This window comes from Streptomyces sp. TP-A0356 (assembly GCF_001417775.1).
GTDB lineage: Bacteria > Actinomycetota > Actinomycetes > Streptomycetales > Streptomycetaceae > Streptomyces.
In genome coordinates, this window is record NZ_BBZJ01000024.1 from 49,981 (window position 1) to 71,092 (window position 21,112).

At 69.1% G+C, this 21,112-nt stretch carries 20 protein-coding genes and 1 tRNA gene; 10 read left to right on the forward strand and 11 right to left on the reverse strand.

Features of this window, described 5'->3' with window-relative positions:
• Nucleotides 1–253 precede the first annotated feature (253 nt).
• Nucleotides 254–373, forward strand: a complete 120-nt coding sequence (locus tag ASC56_RS43155) for a DUF1540 domain-containing protein (RefSeq protein WP_371330291.1) — start codon at nucleotides 254–256, stop codon at nucleotides 371–373.
• Nucleotides 374–475: 102 nt separating this feature from the next.
• Here the strand turns inward: ASC56_RS43155 and ASC56_RS25705 are convergent, their stop codons facing one another.
• Together ASC56_RS25705 and ASC56_RS25710 are read right to left on the reverse strand one after the other, a co-directional pair.
• Nucleotides 476–919, reverse strand: a complete 444-nt coding sequence (locus ASC56_RS25705; protein ID WP_055494040.1) for a universal stress protein — start codon at nucleotides 917–919, stop codon at nucleotides 476–478.
• A gap of 1,096 nt (nucleotides 920–2,015) precedes the next feature.
• Nucleotides 2,016–2,891: a universal stress protein gene (locus ASC56_RS25710; RefSeq protein WP_055493921.1), complete on the reverse strand. Its 876-nt coding sequence runs from the start codon at nucleotides 2,889–2,891 to the stop codon at nucleotides 2,016–2,018.
• Between the two features lie 241 nt (nucleotides 2,892–3,132).
• On the opposite strand from ASC56_RS25710, the gene ASC56_RS25715 reads away from it, so the two are divergent.
• Nucleotides 3,133–3,807: a CBS domain-containing protein gene (locus ASC56_RS25715; RefSeq protein WP_055493922.1), complete on the forward strand. Its 675-nt coding sequence runs from the start codon at nucleotides 3,133–3,135 to the stop codon at nucleotides 3,805–3,807.
• Nucleotides 3,808–4,175: 368 nt separating this feature from the next.
• On the opposite strand, the gene ASC56_RS25720 is transcribed toward ASC56_RS25715, so the two are convergent.
• A tRNA-Leu gene (locus tag ASC56_RS25720) sits at nucleotides 4,176–4,262 on the reverse strand.
• Between the two features lie 741 nt (nucleotides 4,263–5,003).
• Between ASC56_RS25720 and ASC56_RS25725 the strand changes: the two genes are divergently transcribed.
• From ASC56_RS25725 to pknB, 6 genes are all read left to right on the forward strand, one after another.
• The gene (locus tag ASC56_RS25725; protein ID WP_055493923.1) at nucleotides 5,004–5,840 is read left to right on the forward strand and encodes a DUF3662 and FHA domain-containing protein; all 837 of its coding nucleotides are present in this window, start codon (nucleotides 5,004–5,006) and stop codon (nucleotides 5,838–5,840) included.
• Nucleotides 5,841–5,850: 10 nt separating this feature from the next.
• Nucleotides 5,851–6,363: an FHA domain-containing protein gene (locus ASC56_RS25730; RefSeq protein ID WP_055493924.1), complete on the forward strand. Its 513-nt coding sequence runs from the start codon at nucleotides 5,851–5,853 to the stop codon at nucleotides 6,361–6,363.
• A gap of 90 nt (nucleotides 6,364–6,453) precedes the next feature.
• Complete coding sequence (locus ASC56_RS25735) at nucleotides 6,454–8,010, forward strand: Stp1/IreP family PP2C-type Ser/Thr phosphatase (protein WP_234377063.1); 1,557 nt, start codon at nucleotides 6,454–6,456, stop codon at nucleotides 8,008–8,010.
• A gap of 26 nt (nucleotides 8,011–8,036) precedes the next feature.
• A complete protein-coding gene (locus ASC56_RS25740; RefSeq protein ID WP_055493926.1) occupies nucleotides 8,037–9,473 on the forward strand; it encodes an FtsW/RodA/SpoVE family cell cycle protein in 1,437 nt (478 codons plus the stop codon).
• Entirely contained in the window at nucleotides 9,470–10,957 is a 1,488-nt protein-coding gene (locus tag ASC56_RS25745; protein ID WP_055493927.1) for a penicillin-binding protein 2, read from the forward strand. The genes ASC56_RS25740 and ASC56_RS25745 overlap by 4 nt, the downstream gene beginning before the upstream one ends.
• 170 nt (nucleotides 10,958–11,127) lie before the next feature.
• On the forward strand, nucleotides 11,128–13,125 hold the full coding sequence (gene pknB / locus ASC56_RS25750; protein ID WP_055493928.1) for a Stk1 family PASTA domain-containing Ser/Thr kinase: 1,998 nt from the start codon (nucleotides 11,128–11,130) through the stop codon (nucleotides 13,123–13,125).
• A gap of 61 nt (nucleotides 13,126–13,186) precedes the next feature.
• Here pknB and ASC56_RS25755 read toward each other — a convergent pair whose 3' ends face one another.
• Genes ASC56_RS25755 through ASC56_RS25775 form a run of 6 tightly spaced genes read right to left on the reverse strand, consistent with a single transcriptional unit; the run spans nucleotide 13,187 to nucleotide 17,575 of the window.
• Nucleotides 13,187–13,951 carry a class E sortase gene (locus tag ASC56_RS25755; RefSeq protein ID WP_055493929.1) on the reverse strand — a complete coding sequence of 255 codons (765 nt, stop codon included), beginning with the start codon at nucleotides 13,949–13,951 and terminating at the stop codon, nucleotides 13,187–13,189.
• 44 nt (nucleotides 13,952–13,995) lie between these two features.
• A complete protein-coding gene (locus ASC56_RS25760; RefSeq protein WP_055493930.1) occupies nucleotides 13,996–15,204 on the reverse strand; it encodes a class E sortase in 1,209 nt (402 codons plus the stop codon).
• Nucleotides 15,201–15,839: an aminodeoxychorismate/anthranilate synthase component II gene (locus ASC56_RS25765; RefSeq protein ID WP_055493931.1), complete on the reverse strand. Its 639-nt coding sequence runs from the start codon at nucleotides 15,837–15,839 to the stop codon at nucleotides 15,201–15,203. The genes ASC56_RS25760 and ASC56_RS25765 overlap by 4 nt, the downstream gene beginning before the upstream one ends.
• On the reverse strand, nucleotides 15,836–15,997 hold the full coding sequence (locus ASC56_RS39970) for a hypothetical protein (protein WP_199836067.1): 162 nt from the start codon (nucleotides 15,995–15,997) through the stop codon (nucleotides 15,836–15,838). The genes ASC56_RS25765 and ASC56_RS39970 overlap by 4 nt, the downstream gene beginning before the upstream one ends.
• 52 nt (nucleotides 15,998–16,049) lie before the next feature.
• Complete coding sequence (locus ASC56_RS25770) at nucleotides 16,050–16,736, reverse strand: class E sortase (RefSeq protein ID WP_055494041.1); 687 nt, start codon at nucleotides 16,734–16,736, stop codon at nucleotides 16,050–16,052.
• A gap of 35 nt (nucleotides 16,737–16,771) precedes the next feature.
• Nucleotides 16,772–17,575 carry a DUF881 domain-containing protein gene (locus ASC56_RS25775; RefSeq protein ID WP_055493932.1) on the reverse strand — a complete coding sequence of 268 codons (804 nt, stop codon included), beginning with the start codon at nucleotides 17,573–17,575 and terminating at the stop codon, nucleotides 16,772–16,774.
• 141 nt (nucleotides 17,576–17,716) lie between these two features.
• Between ASC56_RS25775 and crgA the strand changes: the two genes are divergently transcribed.
• The gene (crgA, locus tag ASC56_RS25780; protein WP_055493933.1) at nucleotides 17,717–17,971 is read left to right on the forward strand and encodes a cell division protein CrgA; all 255 of its coding nucleotides are present in this window, start codon (nucleotides 17,717–17,719) and stop codon (nucleotides 17,969–17,971) included.
• A gap of 301 nt (nucleotides 17,972–18,272) precedes the next feature.
• Here the strand turns inward: crgA and ASC56_RS25785 are convergent, their stop codons facing one another.
• Nucleotides 18,273–19,175, reverse strand: a complete 903-nt coding sequence (locus ASC56_RS25785) for a rhomboid family intramembrane serine protease (RefSeq protein WP_055493934.1) — start codon at nucleotides 19,173–19,175, stop codon at nucleotides 18,273–18,275.
• A gap of 97 nt (nucleotides 19,176–19,272) precedes the next feature.
• Nucleotides 19,273–19,806, reverse strand: a complete 534-nt coding sequence (locus ASC56_RS25790; protein ID WP_055494042.1) for a peptidylprolyl isomerase — start codon at nucleotides 19,804–19,806, stop codon at nucleotides 19,273–19,275.
• Nucleotides 19,807–20,261: 455 nt separating this feature from the next.
• Here ASC56_RS25790 and ASC56_RS25795 point away from each other — a divergent pair, with 455 nt between their 5' ends.
• On the forward strand, nucleotides 20,262–20,966 hold the full coding sequence (locus ASC56_RS25795) for a DUF5324 family protein (protein ID WP_055493935.1): 705 nt from the start codon (nucleotides 20,262–20,264) through the stop codon (nucleotides 20,964–20,966).
• The last annotated feature ends 146 nt before the right edge of the window (nucleotides 20,967–21,112 follow it).

The window sequence follows — 21,112 nt, forward strand, 5'->3', positions numbered from 1 at the left end:
CTTGAAGACCGACCGTCGTGCAACACCGCACAGGCCGACCAGGCCGGCAATCGCCGTGGCCCGCGACGTGTGCCGGATGCCCGGAGGGCTCCATGGACATGCCGTACATCAACGACCGCGCGGTGAAGGCGTGCTCCTACAACGCGGCAGCGCATGCCACGCACTGGCCATCACCATCGGCGATCCGCCGCACGCCCGGTGCGACACGTACTTCATCCCCTTCAAGGGCGGTCACCCGGCCGGAACCGGGCAAATGGATGCATGCAAGGTGGCCGGCTGCCGGCACAACTCACGGCTCGAATGCCAGGCGCCGGCCATCGCCGTCGGCCCCGGGCGGCAAGGCGCCGACTGCCTGACCTACAGCCCGCGTTGAGGAAGCTCCGCGTCTCATCAGGGCAGGAGCCGAAGTCATGGAAGCCGCCGTCACGCACGAGCCCCACGCCGTCGGGACCCGGTCATGGCCGGCCGGACCGCCTCATCGCGATTCCGGGCGCACGATGACAACCGGGCACCTCGCGTGGTGAGCTACGTGCTGACTGACGGACCCCAGCAGGGCTCGCGCGAACCCGCCCCGCCCCCTGCTCCCCACCACCAACGCCTCAGCGCCCTCGGCGGCGATCAGAAGCACCTCGACGGTGTTCCCGCGGGCCACGAGCGCCCTGACCGAGGCGGCTCCCTCGGCACCCAGCACATCGCTCAACTCCTGGCTGAGCCGTTGCCGGGCGACGGCCTCGTCGAAGTCGGCGTCCACGGCCAGAGCCGACCAGCCGTACGCGCCGGGCATGTCCCAGGCCACCACCGCGTCCACGGTTCCGCCGATCAGGCCGGCGTACCGCACGGCCCAGCGCAGCGCCGCGTGTGACGACGGCGAACCGTCGACACCGACGACGACACGAGGCCTGGAAGTGTCCGTGCCCATGTGTCTCACCTCTTCCGCGGCCTTCTCGCCGGCCACGCCGGATGCCGTCCTTCACCTCCACGCTGCGCGACTTCGGGTTGGCACGCCAGGGAAGGGCAGCCGAGTGAGCCCTGTGCGCCGCTCAGTCGGCCGATCGGCCCTTGGCGCGCTGCGGCGAACAGGAGGACTGGAGAAGGGAGGCGTCAAAACGAGCCGAACGACGGCCCGGCTCAAGCATCTCGTCGAGCGGGCCCGGAGGGGACGACCGCGCGGCACCGAGGTCATCGGAAGCACCCTCACCGTCACCAGCCTCGGCGGCCAGGGCGTCGACTTGGGGCACTGAACGGCGACCGCTACCCGGTCGCCCAAGTTCCCTTCACCGAGCGCGACGCCCCGTCCAGCGTGGTTCCACGAGCTCCCACTCCTGGTCCCACTGCTCGAAGCGGCGACGATCGAGGCAGACGCGAACACCCTTCCACGCCCCGCCACGATCAGGGCAGCACCTGCCGCGGCAGCGAAGCCCATTTCGACACCGACGAGCGCTGCCGAGTCCGACGTGGGAGGCTGCGTGGTCACGTTGCCATGAGCATCCAGCCACACGGTCGCCGTGTCCCCTTCACGCTGCCATGCCCCCACCGGTACCAGAGCGGCGTGGGTCCCGCGGGCATCGCTCCAGTGGACCGACGCATGAGAGCTGAGCGTGCCGTCGATGCGATCGCCACCGTCCTGGGCATCGGACAGCAGCCGTGCCGTGAACGTGTGTCGTTCAGCCATCCGCACTTGACGCAATCGGCTGTCATGGTTGTAGGCCGCGCTTCCGGCGATCCACGCAGCCATCGCCACGGCCACGGCGAGCACAGCCATCCGCAGACCCGGGGCCTACCCTCGAAGCGGTCCGACGGTCGTTCGAGGGGATTTCCCCGGCCGTCCAGTGCCCTGGCATGCCGCCTTCGCCCCGACTGGTACGGAGGCCGGTGTCCACGAAGACGCGGTGTCCGCAAGGCACGACCTCCTCGCAACAGTGGTTTGCGCCCCGTGCCCACCGTGGCGTGCTACGGCCGGTACCGGTAAGGGCCCTGCAGCCCGTTTAGGTGCCAGATCGGCCCAATTTTCTCTCTCAGGAACTGTGAGGAACGACGGCGACGGGGCAGTCCGCGTGGTGCAGCAAGGCGTGGGCGACCCGGCCGAGCTGAAGACCCCGGTGGCCGGGGTGCCGCTGCGCGCCGACGACCAGAAGGTCCGCGTCCGCCGCGGCGTCCAGCAACACCTTGTGCGCAGGTCCCTGCACCGTGCGGCGGTGCACCTCCACACGGGGATGCTCTCGTTCGGCCTCACGCAGCGCCTCGGTGAGGGCGATGGCGGCCCTTTCCTCGTGCACGGCGCCTGCGTCGTCGACGATGAGGGGGCTGTCCCGGTGTTCATGGGCCGGACGCCGCCAGGCGCGCACGGCATGAAGGGCGCAGCCGCGTGCTTGGGCTTCCCGGAAGGCGAAGCCGACGGCGGCCTCGGTGTCGGGGGAGTCCCCGACACCGACCACCACCCGCCCGAGCCGGCCGTCCCGGTTCCGCTCGGGGCCACGGACCACGACGACCGGACTCACGGCGCGCGCCGCCACCGCCAGGCTCACCGAGCCCAGCAGCATCCCGGCGATCTCACCCCGGCCCCGGCATCCGACCACCACGGCAAACGCCTCCTGGCTCGCCTGGACCAGCGCGTGCGCGGCCTCGTCGGGCAGCACCTCGGCCGACACCTTGACCTCCGGATCGCGGCGCTCGGCACGCTCGGCGCAGGACGCGGCGATGTGTTCCGCCATGACCTCCTCGGAGGGACGCTCGGTGCTGAAGGACGGCCGGCTGCCCTCGTAGCGCTCCCAGAGGGAGGCATACAGCAGCCGCAGCGGCAGTCCGTGGCGCGCCGCCTCGTCCACCGCCCAGTCCACCGCCTGAAGACTGGAGTCAGAACCGTCGGCGCCGACAACCAGGGGCAGCTCCATCGTCCCCACCGCCTTCCATCGCAGCTCACTGTGAGGACCCCCTGTCACCACCGTCGCACCGTCCCGCGAGGCCCGCGACGGGCGCAATGGCCCTGCGACGGGGACCTTCGGCCGGATGCCGCCCGGTCGATACCTTGGGACTCTGGAGACAGGGCCGAGGCTGTGACGCGCCGACGTCTTCAGACGAAGCGCTGTGCCCTTCCTGCCGCGGCCGGCCAGGTCGTAGCGCGAGGAGGTCTTCATGGCCGGGACACCGCACATCGTGAGCGATGTGATGACCATGGCGGTGGTGGCCGCCGGACGTGACGCGCCGTTCAGGGAGATCGTCAGGACCATGGAGCAGTGGAAGGTAAGCGCCTTGCCGGTCCTGGAGGGCGACGGCCGCGTCATCGGGGTGGTGTCCGAAGCCGACCTCCTGGCCAAGGAGGAGTTCCGCGCCGGTATTCAGGGCCTGTCCGAGCAGCGAGAGCGCCTGTCCGCCACGGCCAAGGCCGGAGGTCTGACCGCCGGAGACCTCATGAGCACCCCTGCGATCACCGTGCATGCCGACGTCACCTTGGCACAGGCGGCCCGGATCATGGCCGTGAAGCGCGTCAAACGACTCCCCGTCGTGGACGACGAAGGCATGCTGCGCGGGATCGTCAGCCGCGCCGACCTGCTGAAGGTCTTCCTTCGGCCGGACCAAGACTTGGCGGAAGAGGTCCACCGCACGGTCGTCGCCCCGCTCTTCCCTGCCCTCGCCCACACCATCCACGTGGACGTGAAAGACGGAGTCGTCACCCTCCGGGGTCAGATCGGGGACACCTCGCTCATCTCCGTCGCCGCACGTCTCGCTCGCGCGGTGGAAGGCGTTGTGGACGTGGAGTGCCACCTCACTGGGGCCCACAGCGCCGACATGGGGCCGAACGGCCTCTAGAGCTAGCGCACAGGTCGCAGGCTCAGGACGTCGATGGAGCCAGAAGCGCAAACGGCAGGAAGGCGAGTTTCCGCGCCGGATCAACAGCAAGAGTGCTGCCTTCGTGTCCCGCCAGACCAGATATCCGAGCAGCTGGTCAAAGGTGTCGGTGATGGTCTTGGGGCCTGAGACCAGCGGCATAGCCCGAGCCAGCCGACCCCCCGGCACCGCAACAAAGACAGGCCCCGACGCGTGAGATAGCTCACGCGTCGAGGCCCCGCCGTATGTCTTGACCAAGTTGTGCGATGCCTCACACCGCCGACACAACGAGAAACGGGCCCCCGCCGTGACTTCCGTCACTAGCAGAGACCCGTTTCGTCGGTACCTCGTGGTGCGCGAGGGGGGAGTTGAACCCCCACGCCCTTGCGGGCACTGGAACCTGAATCCAGCGCGTCTGCCTATTCCGCCACCCGCGCATTGGGTGTGTCCTCCGGCTCCCGCCCTTTCGGTGCTGGCGCCTTCCGACATCCAGAACATTAGCATGCTGCAGAGGGTGGGTTCACATCCCTTTCCCGCAGCTGACCCCGACCCGTCTCCGGCAACACCCCGTCCGACCAGCCACGACACCGGGACGACCAGCGATGACGCGGGCGGACCGGCCACTCCCCGACCTCGGTGCCCGGCCCGGCCCCCGTCCCCAGGCACCCCACGAGCGGGCCCCATCCCCCGCCCGGACCGCCCCGGACCGCCCCGGACCGACCCAGGCACGCCCGCCCCCGCCCCCGGCCGGGCCCCATCTCCTCACACGCCACCCAGCGCCCGCCCGGCCCCAGCCGTGCCCCGGCCCCGCCCAGCACACCCCCCTCGACCCGCCCCCTCACCCGCCCCCACAAGGTCTCGACGTGTGCTGGTTCACGTATCAACCTCGTACCGGTCCCGCACATCTCTCCAGTAGGCGGACAGGGTCCACAGTCAGGTGCGGGACACTGGTCTGCGGCCACCTCTACGATCCATGCCAGGAGTACGTCCGAGGACCACGTCCAAGGAGTACGTCCGGGAGGTGTTCGAAGAGGTCGTCCGCAGGGAACTCCGCAGGCGTCGACACCCGTCGACGGGGCCGACAGGGGGAACCAGCCGATTTTCCGGCGCGTGGATACGATCAGTAAGCAGTACCAGGTAAGCAGTACGCAGGACGGCAACGAAGGAGGAGGTGCCCCGTGGGAGTCCTGAAGAAGTTCGAGCAGCGTCTCGAAGGTCTGGTCAACGGCACCTTCGCCAAGGTGTTCAAGTCCGAGGTCCAGCCCGTGGAGATCGCCGGTGCGCTCCAGCGGGAGTGCGACAACAACGCGACCATCTGGAACCGTGACCGGACCGTCGTCCCCAATGACTTCATCGTGGAGCTGAGCGCGCCGGACCACGAGCGCCTCAGCCCCTACTCCGGCCAGCTCGGCGACGAGCTCGCCGGCATGGTGCGCGACTACGCCAAGCAGCAGCGCTACATGTTCATGGGCCCGATCAAGGTCCATCTGGAGAAGGCGGACGACCTCGACACCGGTCTGTACCGGGTGCGCAGCCGTACGCTCGCCTCCTCCACGAACCAGCAGGTTCCGGCGCCCGACCCGGCAGGGCGGCAGGCCCCCGGCGGTTACGGCTATCCGCCGGCGTCAGGGCCTGCGGGCGCTCCTCCCATGCCGTCCACGCCACCGCCCGGTGGGCGCCCCGGCGCCGCGCCCTACGGCGAGCGGCCGGCCGCCGCGCCCATGGCAGGGGGGCGCACCCGCTACTGGATCGAGATCAACGGCAACCGCCATCAGATCTCCCGCCCGACGCTGGTGCTGGGCCGCAGCACCGACGCCGACGTGCGGATCGACGACCCCGGCGTCTCGCGCCGGCACTGTGAGATCCGGACCGGAACGCCCTCGACGATCCAGGATCTCGGGTCCACCAACGGCATCGTGGTGGACGGGCAGCACACCACCCGCGCTACGCTCCGCGACGGCTCGCGGATCGTCGTGGGCAGCACCACCATCATTTACCGGCAAGCCGAAGGGTGAAGCGGGGGCAATGTCAGAGCTGACCCTCACGGTCATGCGGCTGGGTTTCCTGGCCGTACTGTGGCTGTTCGTGATCGTGGCCGTGCAGGTCATCCGCAGCGACCTGTTCGGTACGCGGGTCACCCAGCGCGGTTCGCGCCGGGAGGCCGCGCGGCCGCAGCAGGCCGCCCGCCAGGCGGCGCCCCCGCCGCAGCGCCAGCAGTCGGGCGGCGGCCGTCAGCGCCGCGGCGCCCCCACGAAGCTGGTCGTCTCCGAGGGCTCCCTGACGGGCACGACGGTCGCGCTGCAGGGCCAGACCATCACGCTGGGCCGCGCCCACGACAGCACGATCGTGCTGGACGACGACTACGCCTCCAGCCGGCACGCGAGGATCTACCCCGACCGGGACGGCCAGTGGATCGTCGAGGACCTCGGGTCCACCAACGGCACGTACCTCGACCGGACCCGGCTGACGACCCCCACACCGATTCCGATGGGTGCGCCGATCCGCATCGGCAAGACGGTCATCGAGCTGCGGAAGTAGTACGACAATGAGCGAGCGGAGCGAGCACGCAGCGGTGGCCCACACCACGGGCCCCGGCGCGCTCCCGACCGGAGGGTGGGCACCGTGCGGATGTACCCGGAGCCGACGGGCGAGGTGCGCATGAGTCTGTCACTGCGCTTCGCCGCCGGATCGCACAAAGGCATGATCCGCGAGGGCAACGAGGACTCCGGTTACGCCGGTCCGCGCCTGCTCGCGATCGCCGACGGGATGGGCGGGCAGGCCGCCGGCGAGGTCGCCTCCTCCGAGGTGATCTCCACCATCGTCGCGCTCGACGACGACATCCCCGGCTCCGACATCCTCACCTCGCTCGGTACGGCGGTGCAGCGCGCCAACGACCAGCTGCGGGCGATGGTCGAGGAGGACCCCCAGCTGGAGGGCATGGGGACCACGCTCACCGCCCTGCTGTGGACCGGTCAGCGGCTCGGGCTCGTCCACGTCGGCGACTCCCGCGCGTATCTGCTGCGGGACGGTGTGCTGACGCAGATCACTCAGGACCACACCTGGGTGCAGCGGCTCGTCGACGAGGGCCGCATCACGGAGGAAGAGGCCACCACCCACCCGCAGCGCTCCCTTCTGATGCGCGCGCTGGGCAGCGGCGATCATGTCGAACCCGACCTGTCCATCCGTGAGGTGCGGGCCGGCGACCGGTATCTGATCTGCTCCGACGGTCTGTCCGGGGTCGTCTCCCACCAGACGATGGAGGAGACCCTCGCCAGCTACCAGGGCCCGCAGGAGACCGTGCAGGAGCTGATCCAGCTCGCGCTGCGCGGCGGCGGCCCCGACAACATCACGGTCATCGTGGCCGACGTCCTCGACCTGGACACCGGGGACACCCTCGCCGGGCAGCTCTCCGACACCCCGGTCGTGGTGGGCGCGGTCGCCGAGAACCAGCACCATCTGCACGACAACGGCATCATGCAGACGCCCGCGGGCCGCGCCGCCGGCCTCGGCCGCCAGGTGCCCGGACAGGGCGGCGGGGGCGAGTTCGGCCCGCCCGGCAGCGGCGACACCACCGGCTACGTCCCGGCGGGCAGCTTCGGCGACTACACCGACGAGGACTTCGTCAAGCCGAGGAAGGGCCGCAGGTGGCTGAAGAGATCGCTGTACACCGCCCTCGCGCTGGGCGTCGTCGGCGGCGGTCTGTACGGCGCCTATCAGTGGACGCAGACGCAGTACTACGTCGGCGCGAACGCCGAGCACGTGGCGTTGTACCGCGGCATCAGCCAGGACCTGGCCTGGGTGTCGCTGTCGAAGGTGGCGAAGGACCACCCGGAGATCGAACTCAAATACCTGCCCCCGTACCAGCAGAAGCAGGTCAAGGCGACGATCGCCGAGGGCGGTCTGACGGCTGCCCAGTCGAAGATCTCCGAGCTGTCCGTGCAGGCGTCCGCGTGCAAGAAGGAGAGCGAGCGCCAGACGGCCGAGAGCCACAACAGCGTCAAGACCAACGCGGGCCGGGCCGGGAACGCCACGGGAACCACAAAGACCTCGCCGGCGTCCAAGGCCACGCCGTCGCCGAGCCCGTCGTCGTCGGCGGGCAAGACCCAGACCGCACCCACTCCCACACCCGGCCCCACCCTCTCGGAGGAAGAGCAGAAGGTCGTCTCACTGTGCGGTAAGCAGTAAGCAGCCGTGAGGGGCCCTGTCACACCATGAGCAGCACTACGAACATGACGACACACCACACGTCCACGATCGGCGCGATCGGCACGCCGAGTCGGCGCAACACCGAATTGGCGCTCCTGGTGTTCGCCGTCGTCATCCCGGTGTTCGCCTACGCCAACGTGGGTCTCGCCATCAACAGCAAGGTGCCGCCCGGCCTGCTGAGCTACGGCATCGGCCTCGGTCTGCTGGCCGGCGTGGGTCATCTGGTCGTACGGAAGTTCGCCCCGTACGCGGACCCGCTGCTGCTGCCGCTGGCCACGCTGCTGAACGGACTCGGTCTGGTCGTCATCTGGCGGCTGGACCAGTCCAAGCTGCTGCAGGCCATCAAGCAGGCCGGCACCGCGGCGCCCCGCCAGCTGATGTACACCGCGCTGGGCATCGCGCTGTTCGTCGCCGTGCTGATCTTCCTCAAGGACCACCGGGTCCTGCAGCGTTACACGTACATCTCGATGGTCGGCGCGCTGGTCCTGCTGCTCCTGCCGCTCATCCCGGGTCTCGGGGCCAATATCTACGGCGCGAAGATCTGGATCCACGTCGGTAGCTTCAGCATCCAGCCCGGAGAGTTCGCGAAGATCGTCCTGGCGGTCTTCTTCGCCGGCTATCTGATGGTGAAGCGGGACGCACTCGCCCTCGCCAGCCGCCGCTTCATGGGGCTGTACCTGCCGCGCGGCCGCGACCTCGGCCCGATCCTCGTCGTCTGGGCGATCTCGATCCTCATCCTGGTCTTCGAGACCGACCTCGGTACGTCGCTGCTGTTCTTCGGAATGTTCGTCGTCATGCTGTACGTCGCCACCGAGCGGACCAGCTGGATCGTCTTCGGACTTCTGATGTCCGCGGTCGGCGCGGTCGGCGTCGCCTCCTTCGAACCCCATGTGCAGCAGCGCGTCCAGGCCTGGCTCGACCCGATGAAGGAGTACACGCTCAGCCGGCAGGGCGTCGGGGGCCACTCCGAGCAGGCCATGCAGGCACTGTGGGCCTTCGGCTCCGGCGGCACCCTGGGCACCGGCCTCGGCCAGGGCCACTCGGAGCTGATCCGGTTCGCCGCGAACTCCGACTTCATCCTGGCCACCTTCGGCGAGGAACTGGGCCTGGCCGGCATCATGGCCATCCTGCTGATCTACGGCCTGATCGTGGAGCGCGGTGTGCGCACCGCCCTCGCCGCCCGCGACCCGTTCGGCAAGCTGCTCGCCGTCGGCCTCTCCGGCGCCTTCGCGCTGCAGGTCTTCGTGGTCGCCGGCGGTGTCATGGGACTCATCCCGCTGACCGGTATGACGATGCCCTTCCTGGCGTACGGCGGTTCCTCCGTCATCGCCAACTGGGCACTGGTCGGCATCCTGCTGCGCATCAGCGACACCGCCCGCCGCCCGGCTCCGTCCCCCGCCCCCAACCCCGACGCCGAGATGACCCAGGTGGTCCGCCCGTGAACAAGCCCCTGCGCCGGATCGCGATCTTCTGCGGGCTCCTCGTCCTCGCGCTGCTCATCCGCGACAACTGGCTCCAGTACCTCCAGGCCGACAGCCTGCGTACCGACCCGAAGAACCGTCGTGTCCTGATCGCCCGGTACTCGACGCCGCGCGGCGACATCATCGTCGACGGCAACCCGATCACCGGGTCGAAGAAGACGTCCACCGACAGCCTCAACGACTTCGCGTACAAGCGGACGTACAAGGACGGCGCGATGTGGGCGCCGGTCACCGGCTACGCCTCGCAGGCGTTCGGGGCCTCGCAGCTGGAGTACCTCGAGGACGGCATCCTCACCGGCACCGACGACCGGCTGTTCTTCCGCAACACCCTCAACATGCTGACCGGCAAGCAGCAGCAGGGCGGCAACGTCGTCACCACGCTCAACGGCGCCGCGCAGAAGGCCGCTTACGACGGTCTCCAGCAGGTCGGCGGCAAGGGCGCGGCCGTGGCGCTGAACCCGCAGACCGGCGCGATCCTGGCGCTGGCCTCCTACCCGTCGTACGACCCGTCGACGTTCGCGGGCAACTCCACGACCACCGACAGCAAGGCCTGGACGAAGCTTCAGAAGAGCAACGACCCGACCGACCCGACGCTGAACCGGGCGCTGCGCGAGACCTACCCGCCGGGCTCCACCTTCAAGGTGGTCACCGCGGCCGCGGCGCTGGAGAACGGGCTGTACAACAGCGCCGACCAGCAGACCAACTCCCCGCTGCCGTACACCCTCCCGAACACCAGGACCGAGCTGAAGAACGAGGGCAGCATCCCCTGCAAGGACGCCACGATGCGCGTCGCGCTGCAGTACTCCTGCAACACCGTCTTCGGCAAGGTCGGCGCCGACCTCGGCAAGGACAAGATGCTCGCGGAGGCGAAGAAGTTCGGCTTCGACTCCGAGCTGTTCACGCCGGTGCGCGCCAACGCCTCCAACTTCCCCGAGAAGATGGACCAGCCGCAGACCGCCCTCAGCTCCATCGGGCAGTTCGAGACGGCCGCGACCCCGCTGCAGATGGCCATGGTCGCCTCCGCTGTGGCGAACGACGGCAAGCTGATGAAGCCGTACATGGTGGACAAGCTGCAGGCACCCAGCCTGGATGTGGTCTCGCAGACCCAGCCGCAGCAGCTGAGCCGGCCGCTGTCCTCGAAGAACGCCCAGATCCTTCAGTCGATGATGGAGACGGTCGTCACGGACGGTACGGGCAAGAACGCGCAGATCCCGAACGTCACCGTGGGCGGCAAGACCGGTACCGCCCAGCACGGTCTGAACAACAGCGAGAAGCCGTACGCCTGGTTCATCTCGTACGCCAAGCTCAAGGACGGCAGCTCGCCGGTCGCCGTGGCCGTGGTGGTCGAGGACAACAACGCCAACCGTGACGACATCTCCGGTGGCGGTCTCGCCGCCCCGATCGCGAAGAACGTCATGGAGGCGGTCATCAACAGCAAGAAGTGACCCCTGTCACGTCCCCTTCACATCGGTGCACGTTGCGATACCGGTCCTGTATCGGGTGGCGGAGGTGGCCAGGTCACACGGAGCGAGCCGGGTACCGTATGCCCGGACAGCACACCGCCGGACCACACGCGGGTGTGGTCGGGACCGACGGAGAGGGCTGGTAGGAAGCTATGGAAGAGCCGCGTCGCCTCGGCGGCCGGTACGAGCTGGGCCAGGTGCTCGGCCGTGGTGGCATGGCCGAGGTCTACCTCGCGCATGACACCCGGCTCGGCCGCACCGTGGCGGTGAAGACGCTGCGGGCGGATCTCGCACGCGATCCGTCGTTCCAGGCCCGGTTCCGCCGGGAGGCCCAGTCGGCCGCCTCGCTCAACCATCCCGCGATCGTCGCGGTGTACGACACGGGCGAGGACTACATCGACGGGGTGTCGATCCCGTACATCGTGATGGAGTACGTCGACGGCTCCACGCTCCGTGAGCTTCTGCACAGCGGCCGCAAGCTGCTGCCGGAGCGGGCCATGGAGATGACCATCGGCATCCTCCAGGGCCTGGAGTACGCCCACCGCAACGGCATCGTCCACCGCGACATCAAGCCCGCGAACGTCATGCTGACGCGCAACGGCCAGGTCAAGGTGATGGACTTCGGCATCGCCCGTGCGATGGGCGACGCCGGGATGACGATGACGCAGACCGCGGCGGTCATCGGCACGGCCCAGTACCTCTCGCCGGAGCAGGCGAAGGGCGAGCAGGTCGACTCCCGGTCGGACCTGTACTCGACGGGTTGCCTGCTGTACGAGCTGCTGACGGTCCGCCCGCCGTTCGTGGGTGACTCCCCGGTCGCGGTCGCGTACCAGCACGTGCGGGAGGAGCCACAGCCGCCGAGCGTCTTCGACCCCGAGATCACGCCCGAGATGGACGCGATCGTGCTGAGGGCGCTGGTCAAGGACCCGGACTACCGGTACCAGTCCGCCGACGAGATGCGCCAGGACATCGAGGCGTGCCTCGACGGGCAGCCGGTCGCGGCGACGGCGGCGATGAGCTCGGTCGGCTACGGCGGCTACCCCGACGACCAGCCGACGACGGCCCTGCGCTCCGACGCCGGTGCGGGCGCCACGACGATGCTGCCGCCGATGAGCCCGGACGAAGGCGGCTTCGGCTACGACGACCGCCCGGACCGCCGCCGCCAGAAGAAGTCCAACACGTCGACGATCCTGCTGGTCGTGGCCGGTGTGCTGGTGCTGGTCGGTGCGATCCTCATCGGCAAGTGGATGTTCAGCGGTAACGCGGCGGGCAACGACATGGTCGCCGTGCCCAACTTCGTCGGGCAGAGCAAGGCCGACGCGCAGACGCTGGCGACGAACTCCGAGCTGAAGCTGATCTTCTCCGGCAAGCCCTGCGACAACCAGAAGAAGGACGACGTCTGCTCCCAGAACCCGGACCCCAAGACCGAGGTGAAGAAGGGCAGCACGGTCAATCTGGTGCTGTCGACGGGGGCGCCGAAGGTGGCGGTGCCCAACGTCATCAACAAGGACGTCAACGCGGCCACACAGGAGCTCGAGAGCAAGGGCTTCAAGGTCGACACCAAGCAGACGGAGTCCTCGCAGCCCGCGGGCACGGTCCTCAGCCAGAATCCGGATCCCGGCAAGGAGCTGGAGAAGGGCTCGACCGTGACCCTGGAGGTCGCCAAGGCCGCGGAGACGGTAGCGGTGCCCGATGTGACGGGCCAGGCCTGTGACGCGGCCAGGCAGCGGATGCAGGACAACAACCTGACCGGCAACTGCACCGAGGTGCCCACCACCGACCCGAACCAGAACGGCAAGGTCATCCAGACCTCGCCGGCGGCCGGCAGCCAGGTCAAGAAGGGCTCCACGGTCACGATCCAGATCGGGAAGGCGCAGCAGCAGGCGCAGGTCCCGAACGTCGTCGGCCAGACCCTGAAGAACGCCAGGAAGATCCTGCAGCAGAACGGGTTCAACAACATCCAGCTGGCAAACGGCAGCTCGCAGGACGAGAACGCGCTGGTCAGCGGTCAGAACCCGCAGCCGAACACCCAGGCCGACCCGAACAGCACGACGATCACCCTGAGCACGATCTCGTTCGGGAACGGCGGGAACGGCAACGGGAACAACGGCGGCACGGGCCTCTTCGGTGGAGTCACCGGCAGAAACTGACCCGTCCGGATACGACCGAGCCCCGGCACCCTGAGAAGGCTGCCGGGGCTCGGTCGTACGCTCAGCTCAGTTCCTTCGGCGGGGTGCGCTTGCTGTCCACCCTGTCCACCCGGACGAGTTCGCCCCACACGATGTAGCGGTACTCCGACGTGAAGACCGGAGTGCACGTCGTCAGGGTGATGTAGTGGCCCCTCTTCTTCACGCCCGCCTGCTCCGGGACGGCGGTGAGGACCTCCACGTTGTACTTCGACGTCTGCGGGAGGATCGCGAAGACCTTGTAGACGTACCAGTCGTCCTTCGTCTCGAAGACGATCGGGTCGCCCTTCTTCAGCTTGTCGATGTTGTGGAACTTCGCGCCGTGCCCGTCGCGGTGCGCGGCCAGCGCGAAGTTGCCGGTCCTGCCGGTCATCGGCAGCGTCGCCTTGACGGGGTCCGTGTAGTAGCCCGCCACGGCGTCGTTGAGGACGCTCGTCTCGGTGCCCTTCTCGACCAGGACGTCACCGTTGTTCATCGCCGGCACGTGCAGGAAGCCGATGCCGTCCTTGGTGTCCAGCGCGCCCGGCCCGCTGTCGGGCGTCGCCGAGGCCCAGTGGTCGCGTACCTTGGCGCCCTGCCGGTCGGCCTTGCGGTCCGCGAGGACGTTCGTCCACCACAGGGAGTAGACGACGAACAGGCCGAGCACCAGGCCCGCGGTGATGAGCAGTTCCCCGAAGACGCTGACGGCCGCCGCGATGCGGCCGCGTCCATGGCGTCGCGGGAAGGGCCGGGAGTCGGAGCCCGGCGACGGCGCCTCGGCCTGCTCGTCCTGGTCGGTCGTCACTCCCACTGCATCTGCCCCGTCTGTTCCACGTGTCCACGAGTCCACGTGCCCTACGAAATGAGCGCGTCCGGCTTGCCCTTGCTGCGCGGCCTCTCCTCGACCATCTTGCCCCAGACGATCAGCCGGTACTTGCTGGTGAACTCCGGCGTACAGGTGGTCAGTGTGATGTAGCGGCCCGGCGCGGTGAAACCGGAACCCCTCGGAACGGGCTCGAGGACGCTCGTGTTCGAGGGCGACGTCACCGGAAGGGTCGACGTCATCTTGTAGACGTAGTAGGCGTCCTGCGTCTCCACCACGATCGCGTCGCCCGGCTGGAGACGGTTGATGTACCGGAACGGCTCACCGTGCGTGTTCCGGTGCCCCGCGAGCGCGAAGTTGCCCGTCCTGGCGTCCGGCATCGCCGTCTTCAGGCTGCCCTCCCCGTAGTGCCCGACCATGCCCTTGTCGAGCACCTCCGCCTTGCTGGTGCCCTCCGCGATCGGCGCGACCACGTCCAGCTTCGGGATGTGCAGGATCGCGAAGCCCTGTCCGGGCGCGAACGCGCCCGGCGCGCGCTTGCCGCTCGCCCAGTCCTGCTGGAGGTGCTGCGCGGCACTGCCCGCCTCCTGGTGCGCCAGCACGTTCGACCACCACAGCTGGTACGTCACGAACAGCAGCATCACCACACCGGTGGTGATGAACAGCTCGCCGACCACGCGGCTCACGAGGACCGCCGCGCCGGGCTTCTGCGCCCGTGCGGCCCTCCGGGCCTCCATACGGGACCGGGGCGCCTCCGTGGGCCTCCCAGCGGGCTTCCCGGGCGTCTCGGGAACCTTCCCGGCCGTCGTCTGTCCGCCGTGCCGTCCGTGCCTGCGGGCCGCCCGGCGCCGCGCGGCCCGGCCGCCGTGCTCGGGTGCGGACGCACCGGCGCGCTCCGCGGTCCTGCGGGCCACCTCCACGTCCGAGGCACGCAGCGCGACGGTCTCGTCGTCGCCGTACGGCGGGACGGTCCCGGGTACCTCGTACGAGGGAAACACCGCCGTGGCGTCGTACCCCGGCTGCGGCGCCTGCTGCCCGTAAGGCTGCTGCCCGTAAGGCTGCTGCCCGTACCCCGCGGCGCCGTCGACCGGGTACTGCGGGTAGCCGGACCACTCGTGCCCCTGGCCCTGCCCCTGCCACACACCGGAGCCCTCGTACGGCTGCTGCCCGTACGAGGACCCGTGTTCCGCGGCGTCCCCGTAGGCGGCGCCGCTCTCGCGCTCGGGGCGCAGCGCGGTCACGCCGTGGCCCTGCCCACCACCGGGGCGAGCCCCGCCGACCTCGCCACGGCCCCCTGGTCGCCGCACTCCGCCAGCCAGTTGGCCAGCATCCGGTGGCCGTGCTCGGTGAGCACCGACTCGGGGTGGAACTGCACGCCCTCCACGGGGAGTTCACGGTGTCTGAGGCCCATGACGATCCCGTCCCGCGTCCGCGCCGTGACCTCCAGCTCGGCCGGCACCGTCTCCGGCTCGGCCGCCAGGGAGTGGTAGCGCGTCGCGGTGAAGGGGGAGGGCAGCCCGGCGAAGACGCCCTTGCCCTCGTGCTCGACCAGCGAGGTCTTGCCGTGCAGCAACTCGGGCGCCCGGTCGACCACACCGCCGTAGGCCACCTGCATGGACTGCATGCCCAGGCAGACGCCGAAGACGGGGACTCCGGTCGTGGCACAGTGCCGCACCATGTCGATGCAGACGCCCGCCTCCTCGGGAGTGCCGGGCCCGGGGGACAGCAGGACGCCCGCGAAGCCGTCCTGTGCGTGGGCCGTCGACACCTCGTCGTTGCGCAGCACCTCGCACTCTGCGCCCAGCTGGTACAGGTACTGCACCAGGTTGAAGACGAAGCTGTCGTAGTTGTCGACGACGAGGATGCGCGCACTCACTGGTTGTTCACCGTCACATCGTTGAAGGGCAGCAGCGGTTCGGCCCACGGGAAGACGTACTGGAAGAGGATGTAGACCACGGCCAGGGCCAGCAGGATCGAGATCAGCGCCTTGACCCATGCGTTGCCCGGCAGATGCCGCCAGATCCAGCCGTACATGCCGTCCCTTCCGTCTCACCACGGCACCAGACTCACGCCGTACGTCACCAGACTAACGGCGCAGAGCCGCCGGTTTGCCTGCCTCCACAGGCTGTGTGGAATCAAGGTGCGCCCAGACGATCAGCCGGTGACTGTGCCCCCATTCCGGATCGCACGTCGTCAGCGTCAGATAGCGGCCCGGACGCGTATACCCGGACTTACGTGGCACAGGCTCGATCACCTCGACGTCCGTGGGCACTGTTTTGTAGGGGCCTTTGTCGATCCGATACGTGAACCAGGTCGTCCCGTCGGTGAGGACGATCGCGTCACCGGGACGCAGCTGCGGGAAGTCCTTGAGGGGGTCGCCGTACGTGCGCCGATGGCCGGCGACCGAGAAGTTGCCCTCCTGCCCGAGCTGGGCCGTGCCGGCGTAGTGGCCGAGCCCCTTCTCGAGGGTGTCGACGGCGGTGTCCTCGAGCACGGGCTTGTTCCACGTGAAACCGAGCCGCGGAATGTACATGACGGCGAACGGTCTGCCCGGGACGTACGGCGCGGGTGCCTTCGGGCTCGCGGAGGCCCCGGGCACCACCGCCTGCGCCACCGTTCCCTTCGACCACTGCCTCTGCAGCCGGCCGATCTGGTCGTTCATCGCGCTGTCGGCCTTCACCCCGGTCCAGAACAGGACGTAGACCACGAAGAGCACGATGAGCGCGCCGATGGTGATGCACAGTTCGCTGACGGTCCTGACGATCAGGCGCACGGACACGGGTCCCCCGGCGGCAGCTGGTCCCGGCTCTACTCCACGGGCTTCGCGTAGTGCAGATCCACTGTGCCCGAGTAGCCGGGAAGAGTCACCGTCCCGTCCTCGGTGACTTTCCAGCCGAGGCCGTAGACGTTGACGTAGACCATGTAGTTCTGGATCGCGGGCGAGGCGGCGAGCGCCTTCTGGAGCTTTCCGGGGTCGCCGATCGCGGTGATCTTGTACGGGGGCGAGTAGACGCGGCCCTGGAGGATCAGGGTGTTGCCGACGCAGCGCACGGCGCTGGTGGAGATCAGCCGCTGGTCCATGACCTTGATCCCCTGGGCGCCGCCCTGCCACAGGGCGTTCACCACGGCCTGCAGGTCCTGCTGGTGGATGACCAGGTAGTCGGGCTGTGGCTCGGGGTAGCCGGGGAGCTTGGCGGTGGCGTTGGGCGGGGCGTCGTTGAGGGTGACCGTGACGGCCCTGCCGGTGAGCTGCTGGGTGCCGGCGTTCTTCTCCAGCGCCGCGAGCCGGGCCTCCTCGGCCTTGCTGGTGCCGCCGCCGGTGCGCTTGGCCAGGGCCTCGACGTCGTCGCGCAGCGCGGCGTCGGACTCGTCGAGCCGGGCGTTCTTGTGGCTGCGTTCGTGAATGAGGTCGGAGAGCTTCAGCAGCGAGGAGTCCGTGCGGAGGTTGGTGCCCTTGGCCGTGTTGAAGCTCGTGATGAAGAGGAGCCCGGCGAGGGCGAACACACCCACGGTGAGGACGCGAACGGGCCGTAGTCGGCGCGTGCGGGGGGCCGCGGGGCCCGTTTCCGGGGAACCGGAACCAGCCTGGGCGGTGTCGGCCGTATTGCTCAACGTACCCTTATCTCCTTCGGCGCCGCGGAAGCACTACGCTAACGGACGCCCGGGGAGCGTTTGGTGTCCCCTTGTACGCTGCCCCGGAGCCCGCCCCAGTTCCCTGCGCGGCCACGCAGCGCATCGACAGGAGAGACCCTCGTGCCGAAGTCACGTATCCGCAAGAAGGCCGACTACACGCCGCCGGCGTCGAAGCAGGCGACGAACCTCAAGCTGGACAGCCGCGGCTGGGTCGCACCGGTCATGCTGGCCATGTTCCTCATCGGTCTGGCCTGGATCGTCGTCTTCTACGTGACCGACGGTTCGCTGCCGATCCACGCGCTGCGCAACTGGAACATCGTGGTGGGCTTCGGGTTCATCGCGGCCGGGTTCGGCGTCTCCACGCAGTGGAAGTAGCGGCTCCCGCCCACCCGCGGCCGGCTCTGCCCATGACGGTGCACCGAGTTATCCACAGCCTTGTCCACAGAGTCGGCGACCAGTGGAAAAAGAACGACGATCTGTGGATAACCCGTCGAGCGTTGACGCCGGTATGACGGAATCACCGGCTTCCGCAAACCTGTTCGCCCCCTGTCCCACCTGCGAAAACTCGGGCCGGTGACAGGGGGCACACACGTTCCCACGGCGTGCACAAGATCGGCCACGGACTGTGGACAACGCTGGGTACAACCTCGGGCTACGGCCTGTGCATATCCGCCGCTCAGGCGAGCTGGGCGGTCCTGATCACGGTCATGGCGACCACGGCGGCCAGCACCAGCGCGCACACCCCGTACTGCACGAGGGCCCGCCGCTCCCGCGGGGCATGGACCATGGCGTAGCCGACCACCACACCGGCGACGAGTCCCCCGATATGGGCCTGCCATGCGATGTTGCTCCACCCGAAAGTGAAGATCAGGTTGATCACTAGCAGCGCGATGACGGGGCGCATGTCATAGCGGAGCCGGCGCATGAGCACGGCGGTCGCGCCGAAGAGCCCGAAGATCGCGCCGGAGGCCCCGAGCGAGGGCTGGTTCGGGGCGGCGATCAGATAGGTGAGGGCACTGCCGGCCAGCCCGGAGGCGAAGTAGAGCGCGAGATAGCGGGCGCGGCCGAGGGCCGCTTCCAGCGGGGCGCCGATCCACCACAGGCTGAGCATGTTGAACAGGATGTGGATGTAGCTGCCGTGCAGGAACATCGCGGTCAGCAGCCGGTACCACTGGCCCTGCGCGACGCCCTCGACCGAGCCGAGCAGCGGGACGTAGGCCTGGCCGAGAAGTTCGAACCGCTCGGTGAAGCGGTCACCCACCGACAGCTGGACCAGGAACACGGCCAGATTGACGCCGATCAGCAGCTTGGTGACCAGCCGGGGGTCGGAGGTGATCGTGCCGCCCGCGAGGGTACGCGGCCGGGAGGCGGCCGGTGCGTGGCCCGTGCCGGAGCCACCGCGCACGCACTCCGGGCACTGGAAGCCGACCGAGGCGTTGACCATGCACTCGGGGCAGATGGGGCGCTCGCAGCGGGTGCAGCGGATGCCGGTCTCGCGATCCGCGTGCCGGTAGCAGACCGGCAGCTCCCCGGCTTCGTGCGGCCCCGGGTTCTGCGGGCTGCCTGGCGCCTGGTCCATGGGTCCCCTCACTTCTCCGTACGACGGGGTGCCCCGCCCTTCCTTCTACGGATGGGCGGGGCGCTTTTGTTCCCTCGTGCGGTGTGCCCCGTGGGGCTCAGCCCTCGCGGGTCTCGACGACCACCGACTCGATGACGACGTCCTTGACCGGGCGGTCAGTGCGCGGGTTGGTCTGGGTGGTGGCGATGGAGTCCACGACCTTCTGGCTGGCCGTGTCGGTGACCTCGCCGAAGATGGTGTGCTTGCGCGTCAGCCAGGCCGTCGGCGAGACCGTGATGAAGAACTGCGAGCCGTTGGTGCCCGGACCGGCGTTGGCCATGGCCAGCAGGTACGGCTTGTCGAAGGCGAGGTCGGGGTGGAACTCGTCCTCGAACTGGTAACCCGGGCCACCGGTGCCGTTGCCCAGCGGGTCACCGCCCTGGATCATGAAACCGCTGATCACCCGGTGGAAGACCGTGCCGTCGTAGAGCTTCTGCGTGGACTTCGCACCGGTCGCGGGGTGGGTCCACTCACGCTCGCCCTTGGCGAGCTCGACGAAGTTACGGACCGTCTTCGGCGCATGGTTCGGCAGGAGCCGGATCTCGATGTCGCCGTGGTTGGTCTTCAGGGTGGCGTAAAGCTGCTCAGCCACGATCTGCCTTCCGTTGTCCTCTGTGACCCCCTGATCCTCGCACGGCAGGCGCCCCACGTCGTTCGGCCACCACGCCTGAACGAACATCGGAGGGCTGTTCGCCCGGTGCACCAGGGGGCGCGTGAGCGGACCGGGGGCCGTCGGCGGAGGAGTCCGGGGCTCCGGGCGCGCGGAAATCCGGTCTAGTCGTCCCGTCGCGGGCGCGCGAAGCGACGATCCGTGGCATTGTCGTCGACAAGCCACTTTTGCCCCCGTATTCATCCGCTATTGCGCGTGATCAGCCGATGTACGTGATCATCCCGATCGTTGCCCGTCCGGATGCGGACCGGGGCCGACCCTCTATGGGCCGCATGACCCGGATGCCTGCCCTCGCATGCCCGGAAGCTGTTCGAGAGGCATGATCCGTAAAAGGCTGGAAAGTCGAATTACCGTACGCCACCGAGGAGGAGGAACCCGTGACCCGCATCGACAGCGTGCGCGCCGCGACCGGTTCGGCGAAGGACAGCGTGCTGCATGCCGCGGAAGTGGTGGCGCCCTACGCCGACACGGCCAAGGACAAGGCAGCGCACTACGCACACGAGGCGCGTGTCCGTCTCGCGCCCAAGGTGTCGCAGGCCGCCGGACAGGCCCGCGTCCAGTACGACGCCCATCTCGCCCCGCGCCTGGAACAGGCTCTGGGACAGGCCCGCACCCATGTGCCGCCCAAGGTGGACCAGGCGGCGCACGGAGCGGCCGTCTACACCCGCAAGGCGGCCCGCCAGGCGGCCGACTACTCCCGCCCGAGGCTTGAGCAGGCGGTCGCCGTGGCGAGCCCGGTCCGGGAGGAGGCCGCGGCCCGCGGTGCCGCCGCGCTGGCCGCGCTGCGCGGCCAGGTCTCGCCGCGGCAGGTCCAGAAGCTGGTGCGCCGGCAGCAGCGGCGGGCCAGGGCCGGCCGTGTCGCGAAGGGTCTGGCGCTGCTGGGCATCCTGGCCGGCGGTGCCTTCGCCGCCTGGAAGTGGTGGGACAAGCAGGCGAACCCCGACTGGCTGGTCGAGCCGCCCGTGGCGACGGAGGTCCCGCAGGGCGACCGGCTGACGTCCGTCGACGGCAGCGACCTGGACCCCGAGGTAGAGGCGAAGCAGGCCGAGGACGATTCCGCGGAGCACGACGACCGCCACTGAGCCCGTCCAATCCGTCCGAAACCGTCCGAACCCGTCTGCACCCGTCTGCACCCGGACGGACTCCAACCATGCCGTGGGGCAGGAGGCTTGAGGGTCTCCTGCCCCACGGTGCTGTTTCACGTGGAACGCCACAGGGGCGTTTACCC